The 13,276-nt window shown below is 73.4% G+C and carries 2 protein-coding genes; both read left to right on the forward strand.

Annotated elements, in window-relative coordinates; translation table 11 throughout:
* Positions 1–22 precede the first annotated feature (22 nt).
* Positions 23–8,248: a type I polyketide synthase gene (locus QSK17_RS35145; RefSeq protein ID WP_285710903.1), complete on the forward strand. Its 8,226-nt coding sequence runs from the start codon at positions 23–25 to the stop codon at positions 8,246–8,248.
* The coding region (locus QSK17_RS35150; protein ID WP_502889349.1) for a type I polyketide synthase at positions 8,245–13,276 on the forward strand (5,032 nt) is incomplete at its 3' end. The genes QSK17_RS35145 and QSK17_RS35150, both read left to right, overlap by 4 nt.

Here is a 13,276-nt window from a genome sequence, read left to right on the forward strand (position 1 = left end):
GGGGCGGGGGTCGGTTCCGTTCGTGTCGTCGGTCACCGGTGGGGTGGTGGATGGCGCGGGGTTGGATGCGGGGTATTGGTGGCGGAATCTGCGGGAGCCGGTGCGTTTTGATCGGGCGGTGGCGGGGCTGCTGGCCGAGGGTCATTCGGTGTTTGTGGAGTGTAGTGCGCATCCGGTGCTGGCTGTTGGGGTGGAGGAGGCGGTTGAGCAGGCGGCTGTGGTGGTGGGGACGTTGCGGCGGGGTGAGGGTGGCCGGGATCGGTTGATGCGGTCGTTGGCTGAGGTGTTCGTGGCGGGTGTGCCGGTGGATTGGGGGGTGGTGTTCGCGGGTGGTGGGGCGGCGCGGGTGGATTTGCCGACGTATCCCTTCCAACGCCGGCGATACTGGCCCGAGCCCGCCGCACCCCGGTCCGGCGCGTCCCCCGTGGACGGGCTGCGCTATGAGATCGCCTGGCGACCCGTCCGGACCGAAGGCCGAACGCTCGACGGCACCTGGGTCCTCGTCGCACAGGACGGAGACCTCGCCGACGGCCTCACGGAGGCGCTGGCCCGCCACGGCGCCGGGGTGGCCCGGCTGGAGCTCGCAGCCGACCGCGCCGTCCTCGCCGCGGGGCTGCGCGACCTCACCGACGTCCGGGGTGTGCTCGTCGTGGAGGAGACCGGACGGACCCCGACCCACCCGGCCGTCTCGGAGGGCTTCGCCGTAACGCTCGCCCTCGTCCAGGCGCTCGGCGACGCCGGGCTCGACGTCCCGCTGTGGGCGGTCACGCGGGGTGCGGTGTCCACCGGCGCCGGAGACCCGGTCACCGACCCGGAACAGGCTCTCGTCTGGGGCCTCGGCCAGGTCGTACGGAAGGAGCACCCGGGACGCTGGGGCGGGGTCGCCGACCTCACCTCCACTCCCGGCAGCGCTGACCTCGACCTGCTGTGCGGCGCGCTGACCGGCGGCGAGGACGAGCTCGCGATCCGGCCGGAAGGGACGCTCGCCCGGCGGCTCACCCGCTCCGCGGCCACCAGACCACGGCGCGACTGGCGGCCCTCGGGCACCGTCCTCGTCACCGGCGGCACCGGCGCGCTCGGCGCGCATGTGGCCCGCTGGCTCGCCGGCCGCGGCGCGCCGCACCTGCTGCTGGTCAGCCGTGGCGGCCGGGACGCCGAGGGCGCCACCGCTCTCGAAGCCGAACTGACCGCGCTGGGCTCGCGGGTGACCTTCGCCGCCTGCGACGTCTCCGACCGGTCCGCGCTCGCCGACCTGATCGCCTCCCTGCCCGATGACGCGCCGCTGCGCGCCGTGGTGCACACCGCCGCGCTGCTCGACGACGCCGTTCTCGACGAACTGACCCTCGACCAGGCCGAACGCGTCCTGCGGGTCAAGGCCGAGGCCGCCCGTGCCCTCCACGAACTCACCCTCGATCTCGACCTCGACGCCTTCGTGCTCTTCTCGTCCCTCGCGGGCACGTACGCCGGGGCGGGGCAGGGAAACTACGCTCCCGCGAACGCCTACCTGGACGCGCTGGCCCGGCACCGCCGCGCCACGAACCTGCCCGCCACCTCGATCGGCTGGGGCCACTGGGCGGGCGGCGGCATGGCCGCCGGCGCGCTGGAGGCTCGTCTCCTCCAGCGTGGTGTCCCCCCGATGCAGCCGGCGATCGCACTCGAAGCCCTGGGGCAGGTCCTCGACCGCGATGACACCGCCGTCGTCGTCGCCGATGTCGACTGGGCCGCCGCCCTCGACGCGGGCGAGGTCCCGAGCCCGCTGATCAGCGATCTCGCCGAAGTCCGGGACAGGCGGCGCGGCGCCGAGGACACTCCCGCCCTCGCCGATCTGACGGACGAGGAGCGTGAGCGCCGCCTGTTCACGATCGTCCGCGCGCAGCTCGCCGCCGTACTCGGGTTCGACGAGCCGGATCGGATCGCCCCCTCCCGAGCGCTGCGCGACCTCGGGCTCGACTCGCTGACCGCGGTCGAACTGCGGAACCGGCTCGCCGCCGCCACCGGGCTGCGGCTGCCCGCCACTCTGGCGTTCGACCACCCGAACGCGACCGCCTTGGTCCGCCACCTCGCCGACCGCATCACCGGGACGTCAGGAGCGAGGCGGGCCTCGTCCCTTGACCGTGCCGAGGCAGGCGAGCCGATCGCGATCGTCGCGATGAGCTGCCGCTTCCCCGGCGGAGTGAGCTCACCCGAGGACCTGTGGGAGCTTCTGTCGGCCGGTCGGGACACGGTCACGCCGTTCCCTGACGACCGGGGCTGGGACGTTGAGGCGATCTACGACCCGGAGCCGGGCACCCCAGGCCGCTCCTATGTCCGGCACGGATCGTTCGTGGACGAGGTCTCCGGCTTCGACGCCGCGTTCTTCGGGATCTCACCGCGTGAGGCCCTGGCGATGGACCCGCAGCAGCGCCTGCTGCTGGAGACGGCGTGGGAGGCGTTCGAACGCGGCGGCCTCGACCCGGCGGCACTGCGCGGCGGCCGGGTCGGCGTCTTCGTCGGCACCAACGGCCAGGACTACGGCACGCTGCTGATGAACGCCAGGGAACAGGTCGAGGGGCATCTCGGCACTGGCAGCGCGGCGAGCGTGTTCTCCGGGCGGATCGCGTACCTGTTCGGCCTGGAGGGCCCGGCGGTCACGGTCGATACCGCGTGCTCGTCGTCGCTGGTGGCGTTGCACCTGGCGGCGCAGGCGCTGCGGGCGGGAGAGTGCTCCTTGGCGCTCGCCGGCGGCGTGACGGCCATGTCCACGCCGATCGGGTTCGTCGAGTTCAGCCGCCAGCGCGGCCTGGCCGCCGACGGCCGGTGCAAGCCGTTCGCCGCCGCGGCCGATGGGACCGCGTGGGGCGAGGGCGCGGGGCTGCTGCTGGTGGAGCGACTGTCCGACGCGCAGCGCCTCGGGCATCCCGTACTCGCCGTGCTCCGCGGCTCCGCGGTCAACTCCGACGGCGCGTCCAACGGGCTGACCGCACCCAACGGGCCGTCCCAGGAGCGGGTGATCCGCCAGGCGCTCGACAGCGCGGGACTGACCACGGCGGACGTGGACGCGGTGGAGGCGCATGGCACGGGGACGCGGCTGGGCGATCCGATCGAGGCGCAGGCGCTGTTGGCCACCTACGGGCAGGACCGCGAGGAGCCGTTGTGGCTGGGGTCGGTGAAGTCGAATCTCGGGCATACGCAGGCCGCTGCGGGGGTGGCTGGGGTGATCAAGATGGTGCAGGCGATGCGGCATGGGGTGTTGCCGCGGACGTTGCACGTGGATGAGCCGACGCCGCATGTCGATTGGGACGCGGGCAATGTGCGGTTGCTGACGGAGTCGGTGCCGTGGCCGGAGACGGGGCGTGCGCGGCGTGCGGGGGTGTCGTCGTTCGGGATCAGCGGTACGAACTCGCACGTCGTACTCGAACAGGCTCCACCCGCTCCGGCCACGCCGGAGGAGACCTTCCGCGGCGGCGTCGTGCCGTGGCTCGTCTCGTCCAGGACGGAGGCGGGGTTGCGGGCGCAGGGCGCGCGGCTGCTGACGTTCCTCGACACGGATCCCGACCTGGTGGCGGGCGCGCGGACCCTGGCCATTGGAAGGGCGACGCACGAACACCGGGCCGTCGTTCTCGCCGCCGACGCCGAGGGACTCCGGCGCGGGCTGGCAAGCCTGGCCGAAGGGGGCCTCGCCGCGGAGGTCGTCCGACGCGAGCCCGGCGGGAAGACCGCGTTCCTGTTCACGGGCCAGGGTTCGCAGCGGTCTGGGATGGGGCGTGGGCTGTATGAGGCGTTTCCGGTCTATGCGGAGGCGTTCGATGCGGCGGCGGCGTATCTGGATCCGCGGTTGCGGGAGGTGGTCTTCGACGGTGGTCCGGATCTGGATCGGACGGAGTTCGCGCAGCAGGGGATTTTCGCTGTGGAGGTGGCGCTTTTCCGGCTTTTGGAGTCGTGGGGGGTGCGGCCTGATGTGGTGGTGGGGCATTCCATCGGGGAGATCGCGGCCGCTCACGTGGCCGGAGTCTTGAGCCTGGCGGATGCCTGCACGTTGGTGGCGGCGCGGGGGCGGTTGATGCAGGCGTTGCCCGAGGGCGGTGCGATGGTTGCCGTGCGGGCGTCGGAGGCCGAGGTCGGCCCGCTGCCCGAGGGCGTGTCCATCGCCGCGGTCAACGGCCCCGACTCGGTGGTGTTGTCCGGGGACGCCGACCAGGTGATGGCGGTGGCTTCGGGTTGGGCGCGTTTCAAGCGGCTGAACACCAGTCATGCGTTCCACTCCGTGTTGATGGAGCCGATGCTGGAGGCGTTCCGCGAGGTGGTGCGGGGGTTGTCCTTCGGTGAGCCGGTCATTTCGGTCGTGTCCACCGTGGACGGCGGGAATCCGGCGACCGTGGATCACTGGGTGCGTCAGGTTCGTGAGCCGGTCCGGTTCGCCGATGCGGTGGAGCGGGTGCGGGAGTTGGGGGTGACGGAGTTCGTCGAGCTCGGCCCGGATGCGGTGCTCACCCCGATGGTGGATGGCGCCGTCCCGACGCTGCGCACGGACCGCCCTGAGACATCGACGCTTCTCACGGCGGTGTCCACGCTGGCCACCGCCGGATCCACGGTGAACTGGGCCGACGTGCTGGGCAGCGGCCCGGCCCACGTCCAGATGCCCACCTACGCCTTCCAGCACGAACGGTTCTGGCTGGACGGCGTCGCCACCGGCGGGAACGCCGCCGCACTCGGAGTGCGGGCCGCGGACCACCCGCTGCTCGGTGCCGCGGTCGAACTGCCCGCCACCGGCGGTGCGGTCCTCACCGGCGCCCTGTCGCTGCGCACGTCCCCCTGGCTCGCCGGGCACGCCGTCATGGACACGGTCCTGCTGCCCGGCACCGCGTTCGTCGAGCTCGCCCTGCGGGCCGGCGCCGCCGTCGGCTGCACGACCTTGGAGGAACTGACCCTCGCCGCGCCCCTGGTCCTGCCCGAGCAGGGCACGGTCCAGGTCCAGATCGCCGTGGACGCCGACGACGAGGGCCGCCGCGCGGTCACCGTGCACTCCCGCCGCGACGACACCGGCCCATGGACCCGGCACGCCACCGGCGTCCTGACCGCCGAACCGGCCGAGACGGAAACACTGGGCGAATGGCCGCCCCCCGACGCGTCCCTGGTAGACGTCACGGACCTCTACCAGGGGTTCGAGGACCGGGGATTCACCTACGGGCCGTCGTTCCAGGGCCTGCGCGCGGGCTGGCGGCGCGGCACCGAGGTGTTCGCCGAGGTGGAACTGCCCGCCGCCGACCGCGACGCCGCGGGCCGGTTCGGCCTGCATCCGGCGCTGCTCGACGCCGCGCTGCACGCCCTCGCCCTCGGCGAGTTCTTCCCCGACGACGGTCAGGGGCGGCTGCCCTTCAGCTGGTCCGGGGTGCGCCTGCACGCCGAGGGCGCCTCCGCACTACGGCTCAGACTGACCCCGGTCGAGCCCGGCACCGTCGCGCTGACCGTCGCCGACGGCGAAGGTCGGCCGGTGCTCTCGGCCGCCTCCCTGGTACTGCGCCCGGTGGCGCCCGACCAGCTCGCCCAGGCCCGCGGCGACGTCCGTGACGCGCTCTTCCGCCTCGGCTGGACTCCGCTCCCGTCAGGGGAACCCGCCGCGGCGGACTGCTGGACCCTCGAAGCGGGATGCGACCCGGGGACCGCCGTGCCCGCCGGAACGAGCCCCAGGACCGTGCTGCTGCCGGTCGCGCCGGATGACGTCCACATCGCGACCACCAAGGCCCTCGCCGCCGTCCGCTCCTGGCTCGCCGAAGATCGGTTCGCCGAGTCCCAGCTCGTGTTCGTCACGCGCGGAGCGGTCGCCGCCGACGACGGCGACGACGTCACCGACCTCGGAGCGGCCGCGGTGTGGGGCCTGGTCCGCTCCGCCCGCGCCGAGCATCCGGGCCGATTCCGCCTGCTCGACCTCGACGGAGGCGAGCCCCCGGCCGCCGCGCTCGCCTCCGACGAACCCGAGCTGGCCGTCCGCACCGGGCAGGTCCTGGTGCCCAGGCTCGAACGCGCCGCCGAGACCGTACTCCCTCTGCCGCCGGAGGACTGGCGGCTGGAGATCACCCAACCGGGCACTGTGGACGGCGTGGCGGCGCGGCCGTGCCAGGCACCGCCGCTCGCCGAGGGAGAGGTGCGGATCGCCGTCCGCGCCGCGGGCGTCAACTTCAGGGACGTGCTCAACGTCCTCGGCCGCTACCCCCACGCCGTACCGCTGGGACAGGAGGCCGCGGGCGTGGTGACCGAGGTCGGCGCCGGGGTCAGCGACCTCGCCGTAGGGGACCGGGTGTTCGGCCTGTTCCCCGGCACGTTCGCCACGCACGCGGCCACCGACCGGCGGCTCCTCGCGCGCATCCCGGACGGCTGGACCTTCCCGCAGGCCGCCGCCACTTCGGTGGCGTTCCTCACTGCCTACTACGCCCTGGTCGACCTGGCCGGGCTCAAGCAGGGCGAGTCGGTGCTGGTGCACTCGGCCGCGGGCGGGGTCGGCATGGCCGCCGTCCAGCTCGCCCGGCACCTCGGTGCCGAGGTCTACGCCACCGCCGGCCAGGGGAAGTGGGACGTCGTACGCGGGCTCGGCGTCGACCCGGCGCGCCTGGCCTCGTCGCGCACGCTGGAGTTCGCGGACCGGTTCGGTCCCGTGGACGTGGTGCTCAACGCGCTGACCGGCGAGTTCGTCGACGCGTCGCTGTCGCTGCTCGCCGAGGGCGGCCGGTTCCTGGAGATGGGCAAGACCGACGTCCGGGAGGTCCCGGGCGTCGCCTATCGCGCGTTCGACCTCACAGAGGCCGGCCCGGATCGGCTCGGCCGGATGCTGGCCGAGGTCATGCGCCTGTTCGACGAGGGACGGCTGCGGCCGCTCCCGGTCACCGCGTGGGATGTCCGCCGCGCGCCCGACGCCCTGCGGTACATGAGCCGGGCCCGGCACGTCGGCAAAATCGTGCTCACCGTGCCGCACGCACCCGACCCGGACGGCACCGTACTGATCACCGGCGGTACCGGCGCGCTCGGCGCGGCACTGGCCAGGCACCTGGTCGCCGGAGGCTCGCGGCACCTGCTCCTCGCCGGGCGCCGGGGCACCGACGCACCGGGTGCGGCCGAACTGGCGGCGGAGCTGACCGCAAGCGGAGCGCGCGTGACGGTCGCCGCCTGCGACGTCGGCGACCGCGACGCCGTCGCCGCGCTGCTGGCCGGGATACCCGCCGAACACCCGCTGACGGCGGTCGTACATGCCGCGGGCGTGCTGGCCGACGCGACCGTGGAACGGCTGACCGTCGCCGACCTGGTCACCGTGCTCGGCCCGAAAGCCGATGGCGCACACCATCTGGACGAGCTGACCCGCGACGCCGACCTTGCCACGTTCGTGCTGTTCTCTTCGGTGTCCGGGCTGGCGGGCACGGCCGGACAGGGCAACTATGCCGCCGCGAGCGTCTACCTCGACGGCCTCGCCCGGCACCGCCGCACCGCCGGGCTGCCCGCGGTGTCGCTCGCCTGGGGCCTGTGGGGCGACGCCGGCGGGATGGCCGCCGGCCTCGGTGACACCGACCGGCGCCGCATGAGCCAGGCCGGGATGCTGCCCCTGTCCACCGAGGACGCGCTGGCACTGTTCGACGCGGCCCTCGCCGACGGGGCCGCCGAGCTGGTGCCGGCCAGGCTGGATCCGGCGGCGCTGCGCGAAGAGGCCGTGCCACCCCTGCTGCGTGGTCTGGTCAGGGCCGCGCCCAGACGGGCGGCCGCCCCGGGCGCCGACGCCGGCGGGCTGGCCCGGCGGCTGACCGGCCGCACCCCGGCCGAGCAGGACGCGATCCTCCTGGAGCTCGTCCGCGAGGTCATGGCGGCGGTGCTCGGGCACGCCGACGCGAGCGGCATCGACCCGGGCCGCGGCTTCCTCGAACTCGGGCTCGACTCGCTCACCGCGGTCGAACTGCGCAACCGGCTCGCCGCGGCGACCGGGCTGCGGCTGCCCTCGACCCTGGTGTTCGACCACGCCTCGCCCGCCGGGCTCGCCGGGTACCTGCGCGGCGAGCTGACCGAGGACGAGCCGGACGTGGAGACGCGGCTGCTGGCCGAGCTGGACCGCCTCGAAGCCCGGCTGCTGGCCGCCGAGATCGACGCCGACGGCCGGACGGCGATCCACGGCCGCCTGCAGACCCTCATGGCCAAGTGGGCCCCCCAGGCACGGAACGCCGTGCCTGACGCTCTCGCCACCGCCACGGCGGACGACCTCTTCGACTTCATCGACAACGCATTGGGGAGCTGACGGTGTCCAACGAGGACCGGCTTGTCGAGTACCTGCGGCGGGTGACCGCCGAGCTGCAGCAGACGCGTACGCGCCTCCACGAGGTCGAGGCCGCGGAACCAGAACCGATCGCCATCGTCGGCATGAGCTGCCGCTTCCCCGGCGGCGTCGCCACGCCCGCGGACCTGTGGGCACTCGTGCGTGACGGCCGCGACGCGGTGGGGCCGTTCCCCGCCGACCGAGGCTGGGACCTGGACGCGCTCCTGGACCCGGACCCCGACCACCGCGGTACCAGCTACACCGCCTCCGGCGCGTTCCTCGATGACGTCACCGGCTTCGACGCCGAGTTCTTCGGCATCTCCCCGCGGGCCGCGCTGGCGATGGACCCGCAGCAGCGGCTGCTGCTGGAGTCGGCGTGGCACCTGTTCGAGGACGCGGGGATCGACCCGGCGAACCTGCGCGGCAGCAGGACCGGCGTGTTCGTCGGCGCGTCCTCGTCCGGCTACGGCTCCGGCTGGCAGGTCGCGCCCGAAGGGCTGGAAGGGCACCTGCTGACGGGTAACGCCGGTAGCGTCATCTCCGGCCGGCTGTCGTACCAGTTCGGCCTGGAGGGCCCGGCGGTCACGGTCGACACCGCGTGCTCGTCGTCGCTGGTGGCGTTGCACCTGGCGGTGCAGGCGCTGCGGGCGGGGGAATGCTCCCTGGCACTCGCTGGCGGGGTGATGGTGCAGGCCACGCCGACCCTGTTCGTGGAATTCTCCCGGCAGCGCGGCCTCGCGCCGGACGGGCGTTGCAAGGCGTTCGCCGCCGCGGCCGACGGCACCGGCTGGGCCGAGGGCGTCGGCCTGCTCGTCCTGGAGCGGCTCTCGGACGCCCGCGACCACGGCCACGAGATCCTGGCGGTGGTGCGCGGCTCCGCCGTGAACCAGGACGGCGCGAGCAGCGGCCTGACCGCGCCGAACGGGCCGTCGCAGCAGCGGGTGATCCGCGACGCGCTCGCCGCCGCCCGGCTCGCGCCGTCCGACGTGGACGCGGTGGAGGCGCATGGCACCGGGACCCGGCTGGGTGACCCGATCGAGGCGCAGGCGCTGCTGGCGGCGTACGGCAGGGATCGCGAGCGTCCCTTGTGGCTCGGATCGCTCAAGTCGAACCTCGGCCACGCCCAGTCGGCCGCGGGCGTCGCCGGGGTGATCAAGATGGTGCAGGCGATGCGGCATGGGGTGCTGCCGCGGACGTTGCACGTGGATGAGCCGACGCCACATGTGGACTGGTCGTCGGGCAATGTGCGGTTGCTGATGGAGCCGGTGCCGTGGCCGGAGACCGGCCGTCCCCGTCGTGCCGGGGTGTCGTCGTTCGGCATGAGCGGCACGAACGCGCATGTGATCATCGAGCAGGCCCCGCCCGCGGAGCCGCCTGCCTCGCCGCGTCCCCTGCCCGCCGTGCCGGTGATGGTGTCCGGCCGCACTCCGGAAGCGCTGCGCGAACAGGCGGCGGCACTGCTGTCCTTCCTGGACGCCGACACCGACATCACGCACGTGGCGGCCGCGCTGGCAACCGGTCGCGCGGCACTGGAGCATCGTGCGGCTGTTGTGGGCGCGAATCGGGAGGAGTTGCTCGCCGGTCTTGAGGCGCTGGCGGGTGGATCGGGTGTTCATGTTGGGCGGGTGGTGTCGGGGAAGGTTGCGTTCCTGTTCACGGGTCAGGGGTCGCAGCGGCCTGGGATGGGGCGTGGGCTGTATGAGGCGTTTCCGGTCTATGCGGAGGCGTTCGATGCGGTGGCGGCGTATCTGGATCCGCGGTTGCGGGAGGTGGTCTTCGAGGGTGGTCCGGATCTGGATCGGACGGAGTTCGCGCAGCAGGGGATTTTCGCTGTGGAGGTGGCGCTTTTCCGGCTTTTGGAGTCGTGGGGGGTGCGGCCTGATGTGGTGGTGGGGCATTCCATCGGGGAGATCGCGGCTGCTCACGTCGCCGGCATTCTGAGTTTGCCGGATGCCTGCACGTTGGTGGCGGCGCGGGGGCGGTTGATGCAGGCGTTGCCCGAGGGCGGCGCGATGGTCGCGGTGCGGGCGTCGGAAGCCGAGATCGGCCCGCTTCCCGACGACGTCTCCATCGCCGCGGTCAACGGCCCCGACTCGGTCGTACTGTCCGGAGACGCCGACCAGGTCATGGCGGTGGCTTCGGGTTGGGCGCGGACCAAGCGGCTGAACACCAGTCATGCGTTCCACTCCGTGTTGATGGAGCCGATGCTGGAGGCGTTCCGCGAGGTGGTGCGGGAGTTGTCCTTCGGTGAGCCGGTCATTTCGGTCGTGTCCACCGTGGACGACGGTGACCCGGCGACCGTGGATCACTGGGTGCGTCAGGTTCGTGAGCCGGTCCGGTTCGCCGATGCGGTGGAGCGGGTGCGGGAGTTGGGGGTGACGGAGTTCGTCGAGCTCGGCCCGGATGCGGTGCTCACCCCGATGGTGGATGGCGCCGTCCCGACGCTGCGCGCGGACCGTCCCGAGCCGTTGTCGGTGGTCAGTGCCCTGTCCGAGTTGCACGTCCGCGGCACCGCAGTGGCGTGGCCGGCCTTCTTCGGCGGCACCTTCCGTGCCGCTCTGCCGCACTATCCCTTCGAGCACCAGCCCTTCTGGCTTCATGCGCCCGCCGCGACCTCGGACGTCACCGCGGCCGGGCTGACCCATCCGGACCACCCGCTGCTTGGCGCGGCCCTCGCGCTCGCCGACGGCGAAGGATTCCTCTGCACCGGCCTGCTCTCGCTACGCTCGCACCCCTGGCTCGCCGACCACATCGTGCTCGGCTCGGCCCTGCTGCCCGGCACCGCCTTCGTCGAGCTGGCGCTGCGTGCCGCCGACCAGGCCGACTGCGACCGGATCGACGAGCTCACCCTCGAAGCCCCGCTGACACTGCCGGAACACGGCGGCGTCGAGATGCAGATCGCGGTCGGCGCACCCGACTCCGCGGGCATCAGAACGCTGCGGATCCACGCGCGCCCGTCCGGTTCGGCGTTCGACGAGCCCTGGACGCGGCACGCCACTGGCAGGCTCTCGCGCGGCGCCCGCCCGGCCGCCGGCCAGGCCGAGTGGCCGCCCGCCGACGCCACGCCGATCGACGTGGACGGCCTCTACGCGCAATTCGAGGAGCGAGGCTTCGGCTACGGTCCGGCGTTCCGGGGGCTGCGCGCGGCCTGGCGGCAGGGCGAGACGGTGCTCGCCGACGTCGCGCTGCCCGAGGACGTGCGCTCCGCGGCGGACAGGTTCCGGCTGCACCCCGCGCTGCTCGACAGCGCCCTGCACGCGATGGCGCTCGGCGTTCTGCCCGACACCGGCATGGGCCGGGTGCCGTTCACCTGGACGGGTGTGTCGGTTCCCGCCTCGGGCCGGACGGCGCTGCGCGTGCGCATGACCCCTACGGGCCCTGACACGGTCGCACTTTCAGCGTCCGACGAGGCCGGGCGGCTCGTCGTCTCCGTGGAGGCGCTCACCGTACGGCCGGTCGCCGCGCCCCAGCAGTCGCTGTTCACCCTGGACTGGCCAGAACTGCCGCCCGGCGGCGGCACCGAGGACATCCGGCCGACGATCCTGCCGGTGACGCATGAGGGCGGCGACGTCGTGGACGCCGTCCACGCCACCACCACCCGTGTGCTCGCCGAGCTGCAGACCTGGCTGGCCGCGAACCCCCACGTCGACGAGCGGCTCGTCATCGTCACCCGCGGCGCGGTCGAGGCGGGCGGAGAACCGGCCGACCTCGCGGGCGCCGCGGTGTGGGGCCTCGTGCGCAGCGCGCAGGCCGAGCACCCGGACCGCTTCCTGCTGGTGGACGCGGACGACCCCTCGGTCGTCACGCGGTTCCCGGCCGACGAGCCGCAGTTCGCGATCCGGGACGGGCGCGTGCTCGTGCCGCGCCTGACGAGGGCGTCCGCACCCGCCTCAGGAACGCTCGCCGACCCGCATGGCACCGTACTGATCACCGGTGGCACCGGTGCGCTCGGTGCGGCTCTCGCCCGGCGGCTGGCCGAGCAGGGCGCTGGGCACCTGTTGCTGACTTCGCGGCGTGGTCAGGATGCTCCTGGCGCCGTGGAGCTGGTGTCGGAGCTGGAGGTACTCGGCGCCCGTGTCACCGTCGCGGCGTGTGACGTCGCCGATCGGAGTGCTGTCGAAGCGCTGCTCTCGGCGATCCCGGCCGAGTACCCGCTGACCGCTGTGGTGCACGCGGCCGGCGTTCTTGACGATGGGCTGCTGGACGGGCTGACTCCGGAGCGGCTTGCTGTGGTGTTGCGGCCGAAGGCCGATGCCGCCTGGCATCTGCACGAGCTGACCCTTGATCGGGAGCTGTCGGCGTTCGTGGTGTTCTCTTCTGTCGCCGGGGTCTTCGGCGCCGCGGGCCAGGCCAACTACGCCGCCGCCAACGCCTTCCTGGACGCGCTGGCGCGCCACCGCCGCGCCTCGGGCCTGCCGGGAACCGCCATGGCCTGGGGCGCCTGGGAGAACGGCATGACCGCCGCGCTCGCCGAACGCCCGGCGGGCGGCATGATCCGGCTGTCCGAGCAGGACGGCCTGGCACTGTTCGACACGGCCCTCGCGGCGGACAAGGCGCTCATCCTGCCGGTCCGGCTCGACCTGGGGGCTCTGCGCGACGCCCCCGTGCCCGCGATGCTGCGCGGCCTGGTGCGCCGTCCGGCGCGGCGGACGCGGCCGGCGTCGTCCCTCGCCGAGCGGCTGGCCACCGTGCCCGAGGCCGAGCAGGAGGCACTGCTGCTGGAGCTCGTCGGCACCGAGGCGGCCGCCGTGCTCGGGCACGCTCCCGGCACGCGGATCGACCCGGCGCGCTCCTTCAGCGATGTCGGGTTCGACTCGCTGACCGCCGTCGATCTGCGCAACCGCCTGGCCGAGGCGACAGGACTCAGGCTCCCCTCGACCCTCGTCTTCGATTACGCGACTCCGGTGGCGCTTGCGGAGTTTCTCCAGGCCGAGTTGCTGGGTGTGGAGGCGGTGTCATCTTCGGTTTCGGTTTCGGTGGTGGATGAGCCGGTGGCGATTGTGGGGATGG

The sequence above is a fragment of the Microtetraspora sp. NBRC 16547 genome, assembly GCF_030268965.1.
In the GTDB taxonomy this organism is placed as follows: Bacteria; Actinomycetota; Actinomycetes; order Streptosporangiales; family Streptosporangiaceae; genus Microtetraspora.